General features: G+C 75.5%; 13 protein-coding genes and 1 pseudogene. 4 read left to right on the top strand and 10 right to left on the bottom strand.

What is annotated here, in order from left to right; all coding sequences use genetic code 11:
* Nucleotides 1–37 precede the first annotated feature (37 nt).
* The gene (locus ACIQD7_RS10830) at nt 38–1,255 is read left to right on the top strand and encodes a PLP-dependent aspartate aminotransferase family protein (RefSeq protein ID WP_121831763.1); all 1,218 of its coding nucleotides are present in this window, start codon (nt 38–40) and stop codon (nt 1,253–1,255) included.
* Here ACIQD7_RS10830 and ACIQD7_RS10825 read toward each other — a convergent pair.
* From ACIQD7_RS10825 to ACIQD7_RS10805, 5 genes are all read right to left on the bottom strand, one after another.
* On the bottom strand, nt 1,176–2,609 hold the full coding sequence (locus ACIQD7_RS10825) for a GNAT family N-acetyltransferase (protein WP_402441298.1): 1,434 nt from the start codon (nt 2,607–2,609) through the stop codon (nt 1,176–1,178). The genes ACIQD7_RS10830 and ACIQD7_RS10825 overlap by 80 nt on opposite strands.
* An 88-nt stretch (nt 2,610–2,697) precedes the next feature.
* On the bottom strand, nt 2,698–5,403 hold the full coding sequence (locus tag ACIQD7_RS10820) for a DUF6493 family protein (RefSeq protein WP_402441297.1): 2,706 nt from the start codon (nt 5,401–5,403) through the stop codon (nt 2,698–2,700).
* Between the two features lie 92 nt (nt 5,404–5,495).
* Nucleotides 5,496–6,869 (bottom strand): SWIM zinc finger family protein, encoded by a 1,374-nt coding sequence (locus ACIQD7_RS10815; protein WP_402441296.1) that lies wholly within the window; start codon nt 6,867–6,869, stop codon nt 5,496–5,498.
* A 112-nt stretch (nt 6,870–6,981) separates the two neighbouring features.
* A complete protein-coding gene (locus tag ACIQD7_RS10810; RefSeq protein WP_402441295.1) occupies nt 6,982–8,604 on the bottom strand; it encodes an alkaline phosphatase D family protein in 1,623 nt (540 codons plus the stop codon).
* 202 nt (nt 8,605–8,806) lie between these two features.
* Nucleotides 8,807–10,288, bottom strand: coding sequence for a PLP-dependent aminotransferase family protein (locus tag ACIQD7_RS10805; RefSeq protein WP_402441294.1), 1,482 nt, complete (start codon nt 10,286–10,288; stop codon nt 8,807–8,809).
* On the opposite strand from ACIQD7_RS10805, the pseudogene ACIQD7_RS10800 reads away from it, so the two are divergent.
* Nucleotides 10,279–11,172: pseudogene (locus ACIQD7_RS10800) on the top strand (EamA family transporter); the annotation flags it as partial. The gene ACIQD7_RS10805 and the pseudogene ACIQD7_RS10800 overlap by 10 nt on opposite strands.
* A gap of 45 nt (nt 11,173–11,217) precedes the next feature.
* Here the strand turns inward: ACIQD7_RS10800 and ACIQD7_RS10795 are convergent.
* The gene (locus tag ACIQD7_RS10795) at nt 11,218–12,048 is read right to left on the bottom strand and encodes an alpha/beta fold hydrolase (RefSeq protein ID WP_402441293.1); all 831 of its coding nucleotides are present in this window, start codon (nt 12,046–12,048) and stop codon (nt 11,218–11,220) included.
* 134 nt (nt 12,049–12,182) lie between these two features.
* On the opposite strand from ACIQD7_RS10795, the gene sigJ reads away from it, so the two are divergent.
* A complete protein-coding gene (gene sigJ / locus ACIQD7_RS10790) occupies nt 12,183–13,064 on the top strand; it encodes an RNA polymerase sigma factor SigJ (protein WP_402441398.1) in 882 nt (293 codons plus the stop codon).
* A gap of 74 nt (nt 13,065–13,138) precedes the next feature.
* On the opposite strand, the gene ACIQD7_RS10785 is transcribed toward sigJ, so the two are convergent.
* The gene (locus ACIQD7_RS10785; RefSeq protein ID WP_402441292.1) at nt 13,139–13,861 is read right to left on the bottom strand and encodes a S1 family peptidase; all 723 of its coding nucleotides are present in this window, start codon (nt 13,859–13,861) and stop codon (nt 13,139–13,141) included.
* Between the two features lie 482 nt (nt 13,862–14,343).
* On the opposite strand from ACIQD7_RS10785, the gene ACIQD7_RS10780 reads away from it, so the two are divergent.
* Complete coding sequence (locus ACIQD7_RS10780) at nt 14,344–15,084, top strand: GntR family transcriptional regulator (RefSeq protein ID WP_121831755.1); 741 nt, start codon at nt 14,344–14,346, stop codon at nt 15,082–15,084.
* 51 nt (nt 15,085–15,135) lie between these two features.
* On the opposite strand, the gene ACIQD7_RS10775 is transcribed toward ACIQD7_RS10780, so the two are convergent.
* The 3 genes from ACIQD7_RS10775 to purB all read right to left on the bottom strand — a co-directional run bounded on the left by ACIQD7_RS10775 (nt 15,136) and on the right by purB (nt 18,607).
* On the bottom strand, nt 15,136–16,293 hold the full coding sequence (locus tag ACIQD7_RS10775; RefSeq protein ID WP_121831754.1) for an ROK family transcriptional regulator: 1,158 nt from the start codon (nt 16,291–16,293) through the stop codon (nt 15,136–15,138).
* Between the two features lie 311 nt (nt 16,294–16,604).
* On the bottom strand, nt 16,605–17,102 hold the full coding sequence (gene mug, locus ACIQD7_RS10770) for a G/U mismatch-specific DNA glycosylase (protein ID WP_383416213.1): 498 nt from the start codon (nt 17,100–17,102) through the stop codon (nt 16,605–16,607).
* Nucleotides 17,103–17,164: 62 nt separating this feature from the next.
* Nucleotides 17,165–18,607, bottom strand: a complete 1,443-nt coding sequence (purB, locus tag ACIQD7_RS10765; RefSeq protein ID WP_205613897.1) for an adenylosuccinate lyase — start codon at nt 18,605–18,607, stop codon at nt 17,165–17,167.
* Between the last annotated feature and the right edge of the window lie 8 nt (nt 18,608–18,615).

The following is an 18,615-nucleotide window of genomic DNA, read 5'->3' as shown; positions in this document are numbered from 1 at the left end:
TCCGCGCTACTTGCCGGTATCCGTTCACAGTGCCGCCATGGACGCCATGGATCTCGGCCCCTCGGCCACCCCGAGGGCCCTTGCCACCGAAGCCGTGCACGCGGGCCGCGAGGATCTCGCCGGGCTCGGACTGCACGCCCCGCCGATCGACCTGTCCACCACCTACCCCTCGTACGACGCCCGGGCCGAGGCCGCCCGGATCGACGAGTTCGCCACCACCGGCGCCCGGCTCGACGGCCCGCCCGTCTACGCCCGGCTCGACAATCCGACCGTCGCCCGCTTCGAGGAGGCCCTCGCCCGTCTGGAGGGCACCGAGGCGGCCGTCGCCTTCGCCAGCGGCATGGCGGCCCTGACCGCCGTCCTGCTCGCCCGGGCGAGCCAGGGCCTGCGGCACGTCGTCGCGGTCCGCCCGCTGTACGGGTGCAGCGACCACCTGCTCGACGCCGGCCTGCTCGGCACCGAGGTGACCTGGACCGACCCGGCCGGCATCGCGGAGGCGATCCGGCCCGACACCGGCCTGGTCATGGTCGAGTCGCCCGCCAACCCCACCCTCGCCGAGGCCGACGTCCGGGCCCTCGCCCACTCCTGCGGCTCCGTGCCGCTCCTGGTCGACAACACCTTCGCCACCCCCGTCCTCCAGCGGCCGGTCGAGCAGGGCGCCCGGATCGTGCTGCACAGCGCGACCAAGTACCTGGGCGGCCACGGCGACGTCATGGGCGGGGTCGTCGCCTGCGACGAGGAGTTCGCCCGCGTCCTGCGGCAGGTCCGCTTCGCCACCGGCGGGGTGCTCCACCCGCTCGCCGGGTACCTGCTGCTCCGCGGCCTCGCCACCCTGCCGGTCCGGGTGCGGGCGGCGTCCACGACGGCCGCCGAACTCGTCCGGCGGCTCGCCACCGACCCCCGGATCGCCCGCGTCCACTACCCCCGGATCGGCGGCGCGATGATCGCCTTCGAGGTGTACGGGGAGCCGCACGACGTGATCGCCGGGGTACGGCTCATCACCCCGGCGGTCAGTCTCGGCAGCGTCGACACCCTCATCCAGCACCCGGCCTCCATCAGCCACCGGATCGTGGCCGAGGGCGACCGGCGCTCGGCGGGCGTCAGCGACCGCCTGCTGCGGATGTCGGTCGGCCTGGAGGACGTCGAGGACCTCTGGCGTGACCTGACGCAGGCGCTCAGCGCTCCGCCGGCCGGGTCCCCTCGTGCCGCTGCGTCCGGGCGCCGGGGCGCCGTACCGGGGCCAGCCGGGCGGTGATCACCAGGGTGCCCTCCTCGATCTGGTAGTCGAGGGGCAGGTTGAGCGCCCGCATCGCGGCCACCATCCCCGTGTTGGACGACTGGGTCACGGCGTACACGCTGTCGCAGCCGGCCTCCTCGGCCATCGCCACGAGCCGGCCGAGGAGCTCGCCGCCGATGCCGCGCCGCTGCCAGTCGTCCTCGACCATCAGCGCGACCTCCGTCTCGTCCCCGTCCCACAGCAGGTGGCCCAGGGCGACGAGCCGGCCGGAGGCGGTCTGCACGGCGAGGGTGCGCCCGAAGCGGGGGCTGAGCAGGTGGTCGAGGTAGCGGTCGGCGTCGCCGACCGGACCGTGGTAGCGCAGGCCCAGGGTGCGGGCCGAGCAGCGGTCGTGCATGGCCCGCGCGGCCGTCAGGTCGCGCTGGTCGGCGCGGCGGACGGTGATCTCGTTGCCCTCGGGCAGGGTCAGCACGTCCCGGCCGCGCGGGAGGCGCGGGCCGAGCCGGGCGTCGAGCTCCACCAGGGCGCGCGCCCGGGCGAACTCGGTGGGGGTGAAGGGGAGGTAGGGGCGCTCGACGATGAGCGTGCCGCCGTGCGGGTCGCGCAGCCGCATCACGGTCTCCTCCAGGACCCCTTCGACCGGGGCCTGTTCGCCGGTGGGGCGCCCGGTGAGCGAGACGGCCGGCACGGAGTGGAGGGTGCAGCGGCCGAGGAGCTGGCGCAGCGCGAGCGGCAGTTCGGCCGCGTCGAGCGCCGTGCGGGTGGCGAGCCCGAGGACCCGGGTCGGCGTGTCCACCAGGTCGTGGGCGTCGGCCCGCTCGGTCCAGGTGTCCCGGCCGCCGGCCGCCGCGACCTCGCGGGCCAGCTCCTGGGCGGAGAGGCCGGCGGGGGCGCGCAGCAGGAACTCGTCGACCGTGCCGTCCGCCAGCGGGTGGGTCTGGAGGGTGAGGATGTCCACGTCCAGGCGGGCGAGGACCGTGCACAGGGCGGCGAGGCTGCCCGGGGTGTCCGCGACGGTGGTCCGCATCCGCCACAGCGAGGTCCCGGCGGCCCGGCCGGACTCCTCGTCCGTCCCCGCGCCGGGCTCCGGCCGCGCCGCGGGGACGGCGGTGCGGCGCCCGCCGGGATCACCGGCGGGCGGGGCATGGCTTGCATGACTGCGCCTCCGCGCCCACCAGGTGTGGAAGGTGGCGGTGGCGACCAGCGCGATCGCCGAGAACACCAGCAGGTAGGGGCCCTCCGGGCCCTTGGCGATGGTCTTGGCGATCGTGTCGGCCACCACCACGGCGGTGAACAGCGCGGCCAGCTCGATCAGGTCGTGCCGCCAGTGGTGCGGATGGCGGGCACTCTTCGAAGACGTCACATCGGTCATGACTTCACTGTGACCCAGTGGTGTTGCGTGATCACGAACGCTTTGTGACTGACGGGTTAAGCGCCCGGCTGGCGGCTTAACGGCTGATTCAGGCCTTTTCTGTCGGAGTCTGATCGGCCTTCTGACGGAGTGCGTTCAGCAGCCGCCGGGCCTGCATCACCAGCTGCGAGGAACCCCGCGCCGAGGCCACCGCGTCGAGCCCGGCGACCTCCCCCCGGGCCCCGCACCGCTCCGCGCAGTCGGCCGCGACCGCGAGCAGCTCACCGAGCCCCCGCACCGGCTTCTCCGCGCCGAGCAGCCCCGGCAGCGCCGCCTCCAGGACCGCCCAGACCGTCCCGTACGCCCCGGTGGCCGCCGCCGTCCGGGCCGCGTCCGCCAGCCGGTTCGGCTTGAGCGACCCCTCCGCCACCAGCCACGTCAGCTCCGCCCCGAGCGCCCGCGCGTTCAGCTCGCCCCGCGACGCCAGGACGAGCAGCGCGTCCACCGCGCGCAGCCGGTCGTCGGAGTCGACGCCGCCCAGCCCGAACGCCAGGGCCAGGTGCACCGCACGGCCGACCGGACCCCCGGCCTCGGCCAGCGCGGTCAGCGGCTCGGTCGTCCCGCGCTGGTCCCCGTCGACGGAGTACGCCATGGCCGGAAGCAGACAGGCCGCCAGGACCTCGCGGTCGGCCGGGAGCACCGGCGCCCACTGCGCCCGGTCCCCGATCCAGTGGTAGCAGTGCCGGGGAGTCGCCCGCACGGCGCCGCCCAGCCAGTGGAAGGCTGGCGGGAACTCCTCCCGGACCACGGCACGCTTTCCGAACTCCACCACGGTCCGGTCGATCAGCCACCACTTCCCCGAGAACTGCTTGGCCCCCCGGGGGAAGAACCGCACGGTCGCCCGCAGCGCGTCCTCGTCCCGCAGCCAGGCCGCCAGCCGCAGACCGGCCGGAGTGCCGAGCGCCGCCGCCTCCCCGGCCGCCCGCCCCGCCGACGGGTCGGCCCGCAGGACCCGGACCAGGGCCTGGGCGAGATCCACCGGGGCGGGCTCCACGCCCGCGTCCCGGTAGGCCCGCAGCCGCTCCACGAGGACCAGCGGGTCGATCCCGCCGGTGTGCAGGGTCGGCGTGGCGAGCAGGAACGGCAGCCCGTCCGTGCCCACCAGGGCGGCGGCCTCCCACAGCCGCGCCTGGAGGACGCCCGACAGGCCCTCGTGGGCACAGGAGTCCCGGTCGGGCACCTGCGCCCGGTGGGCGTCGATCACCGACCGCGGCACGAGGCCGAGCAGCGCCGCGAGCACCACGTGGATGCCGTGGCTGTAGTGCGTGAAGTGGTGGGGAGCGTCCCAGGACGCCTTCGGGAACGCCTCTCGCACCGCCTCCGCCACCGCCGCCCGGTCCCGGTGCGCGTGCCGCACCACACCGTCGAGCGCCCGCTCGAACGCCACGGGGTCCTCCATGAGCCCCTTCGCCACCAGCTCCTCCACCAGCGCCCCGACCGTGGCCGCCGAGGGCGCCACCGGCTCCGGCCCCGGCACCGGCGGCAGGATCTCCTCGTACGGCCCGGAGTCCACCGCCACCAGCGCGTCCCCGAACACCTCCGCGGCGGCCCGCCGGTGCGCCGGACCCAGCAGCCCGGCCGCCTCGGCCAGCTCCGCCCGCACCTCCGGGTCGACGGCGGACAGATACCGGCCCACCAGCTTCAGCGCCCGCTCCTGGACGCCGGTGTCCTCGTGCCCGAAGGCCTCCGCGACGGCGGGCAGCAGCTCGCCGGCCGCGCCCCGCTCCCGCGCGAGCACCTTGCCGACCAGGGTCAGCTGGGCCCGCACCAGCTTCTTCTCGGTCCGGAAGAGCACCGCGCCCGTCATCTCGGCCAGCGCCCCGACCGGCAGCCTCCCCGCCCCGGCGAGCCCCGCGAGGACCTCCTGCGCGTACCCGGCGACCGGCGACGGCGCGTCGGCCGTCATCCCGATCCAGTCCGGTATCCGCTCCCGCAGCTCCTCCTCGGTCGGCGCGAGGAGCCGCAGCACCTCCAGCGGGAACTTCAGGTCCCGCGCCCGCCCGCCGCGCAGCAGCCGGGACGCGCACAGGTCCATCACCCCGGCCCGGTCGAGCACTCCCTCCGCGACGAGCGTCGTGAGCGCCGTGGGCCAGTGCGTCGGCGCCTCGGGACCGACCGACCAGACGAGTCGGTCGGGGGTCTCGCCCATCGACAGCGCGTGCGCCACCAGGACCGGCGTCTGCGGGTCCGCGCGCAGCCGCTCCAGGAGCCGCTTGTCGGTGACCTTCCGCGTCCAGCCCAGGACGTAGCCGTCGGTCGCCGGGACCGGACAGCCGGAGCGCACCACGAGCCCGTGGACCAGTTCGTAGGCGCTCTCCGCGACGTTCCGCCGCTTGGCGAGCCGTCCCGCCACGTCCGCCAGCCAGGCCGGGTCCCGGTCGGCGAGCACCGCCAGGACCGGGGTCGCGTCCTTGAGGTCCCAGCCCAGCATGTCGCTGCCGGCCAGCCAGGTCGCGGCCGCCGCCGCGCCCGTGTGGCACCCGGCCCCCGCCACGTACAGGCCGCGCCGGATCCGGGCCGCCTCCTGTCCCCGCTTCCAGTCCCAGGAGCGGACCTCGGCGCGCAGCGCCTTCAGCCTCCCGAGGGCCTCCTTGCGCGCGGCGGCGTCCAGCGGCTCCAGGAGCTTCGGCACCTGCCGGGCCTGCCCGGCGCGCACCGCGTCGAGCAGCCGCCCGACCGCCGCTCCGCCCGGGGCCGCGCCCCGCGCTCCGTCCTCCACCGACACCGCCGCACCGCTCTCCGTACCGGTTCCCACGCCTGCCCCCATTGTCTTCCGTCCCGCCCCTTCGACCCGTGCCCTGATCCCGGCCGCCGCTCCGGCCGCCCACTCCCCAATTCCGATCCCGGTCACGGCGCCGCCCCGGCCGCGACCACCGCGCCCCGCCGGGCCATCCGCACCGCGAGCGCGTGCTTGCACGGCCCCCGGCGCCCCCGGTAGTCCGCCCACCACTGGCAGGTGCAGCTCAGGACCCCGTCCGACTCCCGCACCCGGTAGCGCCGGTCGCCCGAGGCCACCGCCGCCGACTCCCCGTCCAGCTCCACGGCGCCCTCCGCGACCAGTCGGCGCGCGCTCACCAGACGCGGGTTGTGGCGCTCGGCGCGGTCCGCGTCGTAGGGCAGCTCCCGGTGGAAGTAGGCCGCGTCCGCCACGTCGTACCCGACCCGGCCGGCCGTGCCGAGCCGGGTCAGCGCCGCCCGCACCCGGTCGGCCGTCAGGCCCGCCTGCGCCGCGAGGTCGGCCGGGTCGATCCGCGGCTCCCAGGCGAGCAGCACCGCGACCAGCTCGGCGTCCCGCTCCGCCTCCTCCGTCGCCAGCGCCTCCAGGACGCCGCCCTCGCCGGAGAAGCCCCGCGCCGGGTCGGGCGACAGCGTCAGCGTCAGCCGCATCCCCGGCAGGGTCACCTCCCAGGTGCTCGCCGCGGCCGTGCCGTCCGGCACCGGGCCGTACACCCGCAGCCCCGTCGCGTACCGCAGCACCCGCTCCAGGGCGACCAGCCGGTCCGGCCCCGGCAGGCACACCGCGCCCGCGCCCGGCCGGGTCGTCGGGCGCAGGGTCCGGCCCGACTGGACGATCCACAGCGGACCGCGCCCCCGGGACTGCGCACGCGGCAGGGACCGGAGGAACCGCACGGCCTCCGCCCCCGTCAGCTCCGCCCGCAGGTCGAACCGCGCCGAGGCGACCTGGGCCTCGGCGAACCCCCGCAGCCAGCGGTCGGGCAGCGGCACCTTCTTCTCCACGACCGCGCCCGCGAGGGTGCTCACCGCCATCTCGTCGGGGCCGACCCGCAGGTGCAGCGGATCGTCCCCCGTCATCCGCGACAGCGCCTCGCGCAACGGGTCGTTGACGTCGACGTTGGTGGTGCCGTGTCCCGTCTCCGCGCCCGCGAGGCCCTCGTCGAGCACGTCCAGACGCGCGTACACCCCGCCGCAGCCGGAGAAGGACTCGAACCGCAGCCGGTCCCCGTTCCCCGTCACCACCGGATCCAGCGAACCCGGCCGTATCCGCTGGTAGTAGCGGGCCGCCGCCACGTCGGCGACCGCGAGCAGACCGCGGGCGGCGACCTGCGGCGAGGCCAGGAACCCGGAGAAGAAGCGGGGATGGGCCTCGGCCCCGCGGGGCGTGAGGCCGCCCGCCGTCTCCAGACCGAGCAGCCGGCCGGAGCCCGTGGACTCCAGGGCGGACGGGCGTGCGTAGGCGAGTGCCTGTACGGATCGCGTCATGGAAAAACCGTAGGACCCACCACTGACAACGCCCCTGAACAGGGCTTTTCACACCGGGGACCGCCCCTGGCCGGCGTCGTTCGACGACCCTGTGTCACCGGACGCCCCGGCGTCACTGCCCGACGCGCCCCGGCCGCAGCACCTTGCTGAACAGGACCTTCCCGCCCTCCGCCCGCAGCCGCACGGTCAGGTCGCCGCTGTGGCCGTCGATGTCGACCTCGCCGAAGTACGAGGGGCTCTCCATCGGCGACAGGTTCCCCCGCTCCGGAGCCCGCACGAACACCCGGTCGGGCCCGAAGGTCCCGTCCAGAGCGCTCGCCGGGAACGCGCCCGCCGCCAGAGGCCCCGTCACGAACTCCCAGAAGGGGGCGAAATCTTTGAAGGCCGCCCGCTCCGGCGCGTAGTGCTGCGCCGAGGTGTGGTGCACGTCCGCCGTCAGCCACAGCGTGCCGGTGATCCGCCGGTGCTTGACGAACCGCAGCAGCTCCGCGATCTGGAGCTCCCGGCCCAGTGGCGCGCCCGGATCGCCCTGCGCGATCGCCTCGAAGTCCGTCGCCCCGTCCGGGACGACCAGGCCGATCGGCATGTCGGCCGCGAGCACCTTCCACACGGCCGTGGACGCGGCCAGCTCCCGCTTCAGCCAGGCCAGTTGCTCCGCGCCGAGGATGCCGGTGGTGTCCTCGGCCTGCCGGTTGGGCGAGTTGGGGTTCCGGTACGAGCGCATGTCGAGCACGAACACGTCGAGCAGCGGCCCGTACCGCACCACCCGGTGCACCCGCCGCCCGCGCCCGCCGTGACCACCGCGCCCGCCGGGCACGTGGAGGGTGGACACCGGCGTGTACTCGCCGAAGGCGCGCGCCGCGCGGGCGGCGAGGACGTCCACGTCCTTCTCCGTGTACCGGGGGTCGTCCAGGATCTGCCCCGGATACCAGTTGTTCCGCACCTCGTGGTCGTCCCACTGCACGATCGACGGCACGCGCGCGTTGAACGCCCGGACGTTGTGGTCGAGCAGGTTGTACCGGAAGTTGCCCCGGTACTCGTCGAGGGTCTCGGCGACCTTCGACTTCTCCGGCGTCGTGACGTTCCGCCAGATCCGCCCGTCCGGCAGGGTCACGCTCGGCTCGATCACCCCGTCCGCGTAGATCGCGTCGCCGCTGCACAGGAAGAAGTCCGGGTCGAGCCGGCGCATCTCGTCGTACGCGCGGAAGCCGCCGACGTCCGGGTTGATGCCCCAGCCCTGCCCGGCGATGTCCCCGGACCACAGGAACCGGACGCCGTCGCGCCGCCGGTCGGGGGCCGTGCGGAACGTGCCGGTGACCGGCTCGCCCGTACGGCGCGGGTCGTCCGGGTCCGCCAGGGTGACCCGGTAGTGGATCTGCTCGCCGGCCGGCAGGCCGCGCAGGGCGGTGGTGCCGGTGAAGTCCGTGCCCGCCCCGAGCAGCGGCCCGTGGTGGCGGCGCGCCCGCCGGAAGGACTCGGTCGCGGAGGTCTCGACGACCATGCGCGCCGGACGGTCGGAGCGCACCCACACCAGCCCGGAGGAGGCCGTGACGTCGCCCGTCTGCACGCCCCACGCGGCCCGGGGCCGGCCGGAGAGCGCGAACGCGGGGGCCGCGAGGCCGGCGCCGCCGAGGGCGAGCGCGGCCGAGGCGGCCAGCGAGCCGCGCAGGACGCCGCGCCGGGCGGGGGCGGCCGGTACGGGGGAGGGGGAGGGGCCGGACACGGGATGGGACATGGAAGGGCCTCCGGGAGGTGGTCGATTCCGGTCGTGGGCGGTACGCCGCCCCATGCCTAACGGCCGGGAACGGCGCCCGCGCGAACCCCGCGTGAACAGATCGTCCCGCCGGTCCCGTCCCGTCCGGGCCCCCCGTGTGAAGAGCCCACCCCACCGGTCCCGTCCGGGCCCCCGCGTGAACAGTCCACCCCGCCGGCCCCGTTCAGGCCCCCACCGCCCCCGCCAGCAGCCCGACCCCCTCCGCGACCGCCGACGGCGACAGGTGCGCGTAGCCGATGACGAGCCGTACGTCCCCGTCCGAGGGCCGGGCCGTGCCGTACTCCTCCAGGGACCGCAGCGCCACCCCCGCCTCCGCCGCCCGCGCCAGGAACCGCTCCGGCGGCCCGAAACGCGCCGGTACGCGCGCGATGACGTGCAGTCCGGCCGCGATGCCGCTCACCTCGGTGCCGGGGAGGCGCGCGGCGAGGGCGGCGAGCAGCGCGTCCCGCCGCTCCCGGTAGGCGCGCTGGCAGTGGCGCAGCTGCCGGTCGTACCCGCCCCGCGTCACGAACTCCGCGAGGACGGCCTGGTCGAGCACCGGATTGCCCAGGTCCATCGTCCGCTTCCGCTCCACGACCTCGTCGAGCAGCGCCTCCGGGACGAGCATCCAGCCGAGCCGCAGCCCGGGCGCCAGCGACTTGCTGACCGACCCGGCGTAGACGACCCGTTCCGGATCGAGGCCCTGGAGCGCGCCGACCGGCGCCCGGTCGTACCGGAAGTCCCCGTCGTAGTCGTCCTCCAGGACGTAACCGCCGATCGTCCGCGCCCAGTCGAGGAGCGCGGCGCGGCGCTCCGCCGACCAGCCGATCCCGGACGGGAACTGGTGCGAGGGCGTCACGACCACGGCCCGCACCCCCGAGGCGGCGAGCGGCTCCGGCCGCAGTCCCTCCCCGTCCAGCGGCAGCCACACCGTCTCCATGCCGGTCGAGGCGAAGAGCCGCCCGTGCTCCGGGCTGCCGGGGTCCTCGACGCCGACCGTGCGCAGCCCTCGCGCCCGCAGCACGAACCCCAGGAGCGTCGACGCCTGGGCCACGCCCGAGCAGACCACCAGCCGTTCCGGATCGGCCACCACGCCCCGGCGCCGCGCCAGCATCCCGGCCAGCGCCCCGCGCAGTTCGGGGAGGCCGCGCGGGTCGGGGTAGCCGAGGGCCCGGTGGGGGAGCCGCGCCAGGACGGACCGCTGCGCCGCCGCCCACGCGCTCCTCGGGAACAGCGACAGGTCCGGGGTCCCCGGCCGGAAGTCCACCCGCACGTCCGGCGCCCCGGCGACCGCGTCACGGCCCCCGGGCCCGGCCGCCGCCGCGCCTCCCGTCCCGGTCGCGGCGCCGACGCGACCCGCCCTGACCGCCCCGCCCACCCAGGTCCCCGCGCCCCGTTCGCCGCGCAGGTACCCCTCGGCGGTCAGCTGCTCGTACGCCTCGGTGACGAGCCCCCGGGAGACGCCGAGGTCGGCCGCGAGCTCACGGGTGGAGGGCAGCCGGGTCCCGGCCGCGAGCCGCCCCGAGCGGACCGCCTCCCGCAGGGCCTCCTGGAGCGCCCGGCCCCGCCGCCGCGCCGGTGCTCCGGCGGCCGGGAGCAGCAGCTCCCACGCGGGCTGCCCGGCGGGGCCCGGAACCCCGCCCGAAGTGGTCCCCGATGGTGTCATGGAAGTGGACCTTAACCGGGGCCGCGAGGATTCCTAGCGTCGGAACCATGAACGCGAACTCCCTGCGCGGGGTCCTCCTCGTGACCCTCGCCTATGCCCTCGTCGGCGCCTCCTTCACCGCGAACAGCCTGCTCGGCGCCTACCCGTACGCGGGCGGACAGGCCCTCCGCTACGGCGCCGCCTGTCTGCTCCTGCTCCCGCTGCTCGGACGCGGCGGACTCGCCCCGCTCCGGCTCCTGACCCCCCGTCACTGGCTGCGGCTCGCCGCCCTCGCGGCCGTCGGCATGGTCGGCTTCAACCTCGCCGTCCTGGCCGCCGAGCGGACCGCCGAACCGGCCGTCCCCGGCGTCCTGGTGGGCTGCGCGCCGGTCGTCGTCGCCGTCCTGGTCCCGCTGGCCGAGGGCCGCAGGCCGGCCCGCGCCGTGCTGTACGGGGCGCTGCTCGTCGCAGCCGGCGCGTTCACCGTGCAGGGCTGGGGGCGGACGGACGCGGCCGGGATCGGCTGGTCGGTGGCGGCGCTCGCGGGCGAGGTCGGGTTCACGGTCCTCGCCGTCCCGGTGCTGCGGATCCTCGGCCCGAAGCTGCTCACCGCCGCCGTCTGCGGGGTCGGCGCGGCCGAGGCGGCGCTCCTCGGGCTGCTCGTGGACGGCGCCGGTTTCGTACGGACGCCGACGGGCGTGGAGGCGGCGGCGCTCGTCTGGCAGGCGGCCCTGGCCACGGTCGTCGGCTTCGTCCTCTTCTACATGGGCGTGCAGCGGATCGGCATGGAGCGGGCCACCCTCTTCACCGGGGCGATCCCGGTCGCCGCCGCGCTGAGCGCCGTCCTGGTCGCGGGCGCCGCCTTCGGCCTCCCGCAGGCGGCCGGCAGCCTGCTGGTGGGGGCCGGCGCCGCCCTGGGCACCGGCCTGTTCACCCGTACGGGGAAGGCCTCAGCGGCTGCCGTCGAGGATCACGCGCGCGACGAGGGCCGGGTCGTCGTTCATGGGCACGTGGCCGCAGCCGGGCAGCCGGACGAGCCGCGCGCCGGGCAGCGCCTGCTTGGCGCGGACGCCCTGGCGGCGGAGGAGCAGCCGGTCGCGGGTGCCCCAGGCGACGGTGACCGGGACCGCGGACACGTCCTCGCGGAAGAGCACGGTCCGGCCCGCCGCCAGGGTCTGGTGGAAGCCGGTCGCGCCGCGCAGCGCGAGGGTCTCGGCGACGACCGCCTCGGGTGAACGCCGCGCGGGCCGGGCGTAGATGGTGCTGGTGAGGGCGGTGCGCCCGGCGGGCGTGCGGGAGAGCCGCCGGATCACCGGCACGGGCAGCGACAGGGCCGCGCCCCGCATGGCCCGCAGCGTCCCGAAGGCGTACCGGCGCTCGGCCTCCGTCCAGAAGCCGGCGGGGGAGAGGGCGGTGACCGAGCGGACCAGCTTCTCCCGGCCGAGCTCCAGCGCGAGCAGTCCGCCGAGCGAGTTCCCGGCCACGTGCGGCCGCTCCACGCCGAGGGCCCCGCAGAAGGCGCCGAGGACGGGGACGACGGTGGACAGGTCGTACGGGGCGCCCTCCGGGAGCGCGTCGGAGGCGCCGAAGCCGGGCAGGTCGACGGCGATCACGTCCCGCTCGGCGGCCAGGACGTCGAGGACGGGCTCCCAGGCCTGCCAGTGGTGCCCGATGCCGTGGAGGAGCAGCAGCGGCTCGCCCGCGCCCCTCCTCTCGTACGTCAGGGACGTCGTCCGGGGACCCGTGGGGGTCTCGATCGTGAACGTGATCCGTGCGGACATGAGGACTCCCTGTCGTGACACCTCTTAGACGACCCGTCAGTAAGAATTACCGGTCGGTAGCCGGGAGTTCAAGAGCCCGGCCCGAACTGGACAGGCCGGAGGCGGTGGGCTGGGATGGGCGGGTGCCCACCGACATCCCCACCGACACCCTGACCGAACTCTTCGAGGAGCACCGCCCGATGCTCCTCGGCGTCGCCTACCGGATGCTCGGGCGCGCCGCCGACGCCGAGGACGTCGTCCAGGAGGCCTGGCTGCGCTGGACCGCCGGGGACCGGGCCGCCGTCCGCGAGCCCCGCGCCTTCCTCGTGCGGATCACCACCCGCCTCGCCGTCGACCGGCTCCGGCTCGCCCACACGCGCCGCGAGACCTACGTCGGCCCCTGGCTGCCCGAGCCCGTCGTCACCGACTTCGGCCCGGCCGCCCCCGACACCGCCGAGCGCGCCCTGCTCGCGGACTCCGTCTCGCTCGCGGTCCTCGTCGTCCTCGAATCCCTCTCGCCCCTGGAGCGGGCCGTCTTCGTGCTGCGCGAGGCCTTCGGCTTCCCGTACGGGGAGATCGCCGCCGTCCTGGACCGCTCCGAGGCGGCCGTGCGCCAGCTCGCCGGGCGGGCCCGGCGCCACGTCGACGAGGGCAGGCCGCGCTACGACGTCGACCCGGCCGAGCGCCGCGACCTCACCGAGCGCTTCCTCGCCGCGGCCGCCGGCGGCGACCTGGGCGAACTGCTCGCCCTGCTCGCCCCGGACGTGCGCCTCGTCGGCGACAGCGGCGGCAAGTCCAAGGCGCCGCTGCGGATCATCGAGACCGCGTCCAAGGTCGGCCGCTTCCTCCACGCCGTGTCCGCGGACGCGGGCCTCTACGAGTACCGCCTCGTCGAGCTCAACGGCGCCCCGGCCCTGGTCGCGTTCGCCGACGGGCGCCCCGACACGGTGATCCAGCTCGAGGCGAGGGACGGACGCGTCCAGACCGTCCACATCATCCGGAACCCCGACAAGTTCCACGGCCTGAAGGGCGCCTGACCCTCCGGGCACGGCGACGGGCCTCCCACCGCACCACGGTGGGAGGCCCGTCGCCCGTCGGGGACGGAGACGCGTCACACGCCCGCTATCGACCTGATCCAGGAGCGGTACGCCGTGACGTTGGTGTACGCCGTGGTGGTCTGGCGGTCGCTGGTGGAGGCCACGCCGACCTGGACGCCGGCGGCCATCATCGGGCCGCCGGAGTCGCCGCCCGCGGTGATGCCGTCGCCCCGGCGGGCGCAGATCGCGGAGCCGCCGTAGGCGTCGGTGCAGCCGCTGGTGACGGTGACGTTGGCGACCTTCAGGTAGCGGGACTGGCAGTTGGCCTCGGAGCCGCACTGGGACGTGGCGCCCCAGCCGTACACCTGGACGTTCTGGCCGACGCGCACGGTGCCCGGCTGGCCGAGCGTCGCGTAGGTCGCCGAGACGGAGCGGTCCAGGCGGACGAGGGCCAGGTCCGAGCCGTGCGTGTAGGTCTGGGCACCGTTGGCCAGGGTGCCGCCGCTGTGCTGGTCGAGGCTGCCGATGCGGAACGACAGGCCGCCGCCGGTGACGCAGTGCTTGGCGGTGAGGATCCAGGTCGGGGCGATGATCGTGGCCGAACAGGTCTCCCGGCCGTTCGAGAGCAGCCGGGCCGCCCACGGGGCGTTGGAGGCGTAGCCGCCGCCGATGATCGGCTGCACGGCCTGGACGGCCGGGGGCGCGGGCGCGGGTGCCGCGGAGGCGGTGGGGGAGAGGAGGGCGAGGACGGAGACCGCCGCGGCCGCGAGGGCGGGCACGAGCCGTGAGATGCGCAAGGTTCCTCGATTCGGTGGGCGCGCCCGGCGGGCGCGTGTGGGGGGCCGGCGGCCCGGAGGGGCCGCGCACATGCCGGGGTCCCGCCGGCGGGGCGGTGGTTCGGCATGGACATGACCCATGATTCCGAAGGGAAGGGCGCGCGGGGTAATAACACTTGGCCATAACACGGCGCTCTCTCCCGGAAGAGCGCGCTCCGCCGCCGCCCGGCACCGCACGAACGCCCGCCCCCGTCACCCGGCGCCGTACGAACACCGGCCCCCGCCGTCCCGCGACGGGGGTTTTCCGCTACCGGAGCCTCACAGGGGTGCGAACGTCCTGTGAACGATCTAGGTCAGAGGGTCACATTCCGGGGTTTTCGACGGAGGATTGGTCTTGACCAAGGGGGTGGCTCGCCTTATGGTCGCAGAGTTAGTGCAGGAACCTTTAATAAACAAGGGCGCGGAAAAACGCCGCGGGACACGGCGAATTGCGGAGGATCAGGGTGGGGACCACGCAGCTGGCATCGGTACCGGAACCGAAGTACCAGCACCTCAAGACAGTGATCGGCGAAGCGCTCGACTCGGACTTCGCCGTCGGGGAGATCCTCCCCAACGAGCGCGAGCTCGCCGCCCGCTTCGGCGTCGCCCGGGCCACGCTCCGGCAGGCCCTGGAGCAGCTGGAGCTGGAAGGACGCCTCCAGCGCCGCCGCGGCGTCGGCACCACGGTCGCCCCGCCGCGCGTCGGCGTGGACGTCTCCACCACCCAGCACGCCTGGCCGGGCGTCGGCGACGAGGCCTGGCAGTCCCTGGACTCCGCCTCCGACGTCCCCCCGGCCGCCGTCGCGCGCGTCCTGGAGACCGGCGCCGAGGACCGGGTGCACGTCGTCCGCCGCCTCCGCGTCACCCAGGGCCAGCCGGTCGCCGCCGAACTGCTCTACGTCCCGGCCGACTCCGTCCCGGGCCTCAGCGGCATCGACGCCCCGGCCGGCCCCGCCCGCGCCCGCGCCGTGCTCCGCGAACTCCAGCACCTCGCCCTGGACGGCCAGGACCGCTCCGTCGAGCTCGGCTCCGCCCGCGCCGACGACGCCAAGGAGCTCGACCGGCTGCCCGGCGCGCCCGTCCTCGTCGTGACGACCCGCTATCTCTCCGGGGGCCGTACCGCCGCCGTCTCGGTGGCCACCTACCGCGCCGACACCTGCCGCCTCACCTTCGGCGACTCGGTCGACCTGGTCATGGCCTCGTAGCCCGCGCCCCCGACAGGCACCGGCCCGCCCCGGGACCGCCCCTCAGGCGGTTCAGCGGCGGGCCGTCACCGTTCCGTCGACCGCGAAGAGCTGCTCCTCGACGTGGTCGAGAGCGAGCCGCAGCGCCCCCGTGCCCACCGCGGCCTCGCCGAGCAGGGAGAGCACCACCCGGGGCGGCCGCAGGCAGAACCGCGCCAGCTCCTCGCGGAGCGGCTGGAGCACCCCGTCGAGACCGGCCGCCCAGCCGCCCACCACGACCAGCTCGGGGTCGATGGCCAGGACGAGGGCCGCCACGTCGTGCACGAGCCGCTGGATGAACCGCTCCACCGCCGCCCCGGCCCGCGCGTCGCCCTTCTTGGCCAGCGCGAAGACCTCCGCCACCGCCTGCTCGTCCAGCGGGTGCAGCGGCTCGTCCGTCGTCGAGAGCAGGTGCTCGGGGGTGACGTCCCGGCCGAGCAGGTGCAGGGCGCCGATCTCCCCGGCCGCCCCGCCGAAACCGCGGTGCAGCCGGCCGCCGATCAGCGAACCGGCCCCCGGGCTCAGCCCGGCCAGGACGAACACGATGTCGTCGGAGTCGGTCGCGGCGCCCTTCCAGTGCTCGGCCACGGCCGCCGCGTTGGCGTCGTTCTCCACGATCACCGGGCAGCGGAAGGAGCGCCGCAGCCGCTCGCCGAGCGCGAGGCCCGTCCAGCCGGGCAGCGCCGTGCCCAGGCGCACCGTCCCGTCGGCCTCCACGATGCCGGGCGTGCCCACGCCCACGGCCCGCAGATTGGACCGGGCGACCCCGGCCCTGCGCAGCACGTCCGCGACCACCGTGCGCACCCGGTCCAGACGCTCGTCCTCGGGCGCCGTCTCCGACACCTCGCGGGACCCGGCGCCGATGATCCGCCCGTCGAGACCGGAGAGCAGGGCGGCCACCCGGTGCGGGCCGATCTCGATGCCGAGCAGATGACCGGCCTCCGCGCGGAAGCGGAACCTCCGCGCCGGACGCCCCTGCCGCCGGGCCTCGCCCTCCTCGGGCGCCGACTCGACGACGAGCCCGCCCTCCATGAGGCCCTCGACGACCCCTTCGACCGTGGGCCGCGACAGACCGGTGATCCGGGTCAGATCGGTCAGCGTGGGCGCGTCGGCGCCCCGCAGCGCATGGAGTACCACCGCGGAGTTGATCCGCCGCAGCAGAGACGGATCCCCGCCGGTCAGCCGCCCCACCGTGTGTCCTCCCAGCTCGTGAGCCATTCAGCCGGATGGTACTCAATGGGCCTCGCTGCGGCGAGTGCCGCCCCCGTCACGCTTGGGTGACGGTCCGCCCCCGCGGCCCCGCCGCCCCCGCCGACGAACGCGCACGTCAGGCGGGAGGCGGGGCGGAACCCGAAGCGGAACGGGCCGTACGGGGCTCCCGCTCCGCCGCGCGTACGGCCCGCAGCCCGTCGTCGGTACGGGGGCCCCGCCCGCCGCCGGTACGGCCCCGTCGTACGGCGCGCGGGCCCCGGCTCCGGGCCCCACCCCGCCGGACAGGCGCCCTACGCCTCCGCGACCCCCGCCGCCTCGCGGAGCCGGGCGAACTCCTCGGCCATCGCCGCCGTCGACCAGTGGGCGTTGAGACCGCTCGGGCTGGGCAGCGCCCAGATCCGGGTGGTGCCGATCGTGCGCTCCTGCGGCCCGATGACCGCCTTCGGCTCGTCGAAGGCCGCGCGGTACGCGGTGACGCCGGCGATCGCCAGCCAGCGCGGCCTCAGCCGCTCCACCCGCGCGGCGAGCAGCCGCCCGCCCTCCCGGTACTCCTCGCGGGTCAGCTCGTCGGCCCGCGCGGACGGCCGCTCCACCACGTTCGTGATCCCGAGGCCGTACGTCAGGAGCTCCTCCTGCTCGTCCGGCCGCAGCTGCCTCGGGGTGAACCCCGACAGGTGCAGCACCGGCCAGAACCGGTTGCCCGGCCGGGCGAAGTGGTGCCCGGACGCCGCCGTCATCAGACCCGGGTTGATCCCGCAGAAGAGCACCGAGAGGCCGTCCGCGACCACGTCCGGAACGACGCGGTCGCGAGCGGCCTCCAGCTCCTGCCGGCTGAACCGGGGAGAGGGGGTCAGAGGATCGCCCCGGGGGTGTAGGCGGCGGCCTCCGGGTGCTGCTTGAGGATCTCCTCGACACGGGCGACCACGGAGGCGACCTGGTCGGCGGCGGCGCCCGTGAAGGACAGCTTGTCCGCCATCAGCTCGTCGAGCTGCGCCCGGTCCAGCGGGATGCGCTCGTCGGCGGCCAGCTTGTCGAGCAGCTCGTTCTCCACGGTGCCCTGCTCGCGCATGGCCAGGGCGGAGGCCACCGCGTTCTCCTTGATGGCCTCGTGGGCCACCTCGCGGCCGACCCCGGCGCGCACGGCGCCCATGAGGACCTTGGTGGTCGCCAGGAAGGGCAGGTAGCGGTCGAGCTCGCGGGCCACGACGGCCGGAAAGGCGCCGAACTCGTCCAGCACGGTCAGGAAGGTCTCCAGGAGGCCGTCCAGGGCGAAGAAGGCGTCCGGCAGCGCGACCCGGCGGACCACGGAGCAGGACACGTCGCCCTCGTTCCACTGGTCGCCGGCCAGCTCGCCGGTCATCGAGGCGTAGCCGCGCAGGATGACCATCAGGCCGTTGACGCGCTCGCAGGAGCGGGTGTTCATCTTGTGCGGCATCGCGGAGGAGCCGACCTGGCCGGGCTTGAAGCCCTCGGTGACCAGCTCGTGGCCCGCCATCAGACGGATCGTCTTGGCGGTCGAGGACGGCGCGGCGGCCAGCTGGACCAGCGTGGTGACCACGTCGTAGTCGAGCGAGCGCGGGTAGACCTGGCCGACCGAGGTGAAGGCGTGCGCGAAGCCGAGGTGACCGGCGATCCGCCGCTCCAGGTCGGCCAGCTTGCCGGCGTCGCCGCCGAGCAGGTCCAGCATGTCCTGCGCGGTGCCGACCGGGCCCTTGATCCCGCGCAGCGGGTAGCGGCCCAGCAGCTCCTCCAGGCGCGCGTACGCGACGAGCAGCTCGTCCGCCGCCGTCGCGAACCGCTTGCCGAGGGTGGTCGCCTGCGCGGCGACGTTGTGCGAGCGGCCGGCCAGGACCAGCTCGGCGTACTCGGCGGAGAGCCTGCCGAGGCGGGCGAGGACGGCGACCGTGCGGTCCCGCATCAGCTCCAGGGAGAGCCGGATCTGCAGCTGCTCGACGTTCTCGGTGAGGTCGCGCGAGGTCATGCCCTTGTGGACGTGCTCGTGGCCGGCGAGGGCGTTGAACTCCTCGATGCGGGCCTTCACGTCGTGCCGGGTGACCTTCTCGCGCTCGGCGATGGAGCCGAGGTCGACCTGGTCGAGGACGCGCTCGTAGTCGGCGAGGGCCTCCTCCGGAACCTCGATCCCGAGGTCCTTCTGCGCACGCAGCACGGCGAGCCACAGCCGGCGCTCCAGCTTCACCTTCTGCTCGGGGGACCAGAGGACGGCGAGCTCCGCGGAGGCGTAGCGGCCGGCCAGAACGTTGGGGATGCGGGGCTTCGCAGTCACAGCAGTCACGTGGGCAG

Origin of the sequence: Streptomyces sp. NPDC093071 (assembly GCF_044754545.1) — a bacterium.
In the GTDB taxonomy this organism is placed as follows: Bacteria; Actinomycetota; Actinomycetes; order Streptomycetales; family Streptomycetaceae; genus Streptomyces.
This window is presented reverse-complemented; position numbering and strand designations above follow the sequence as displayed.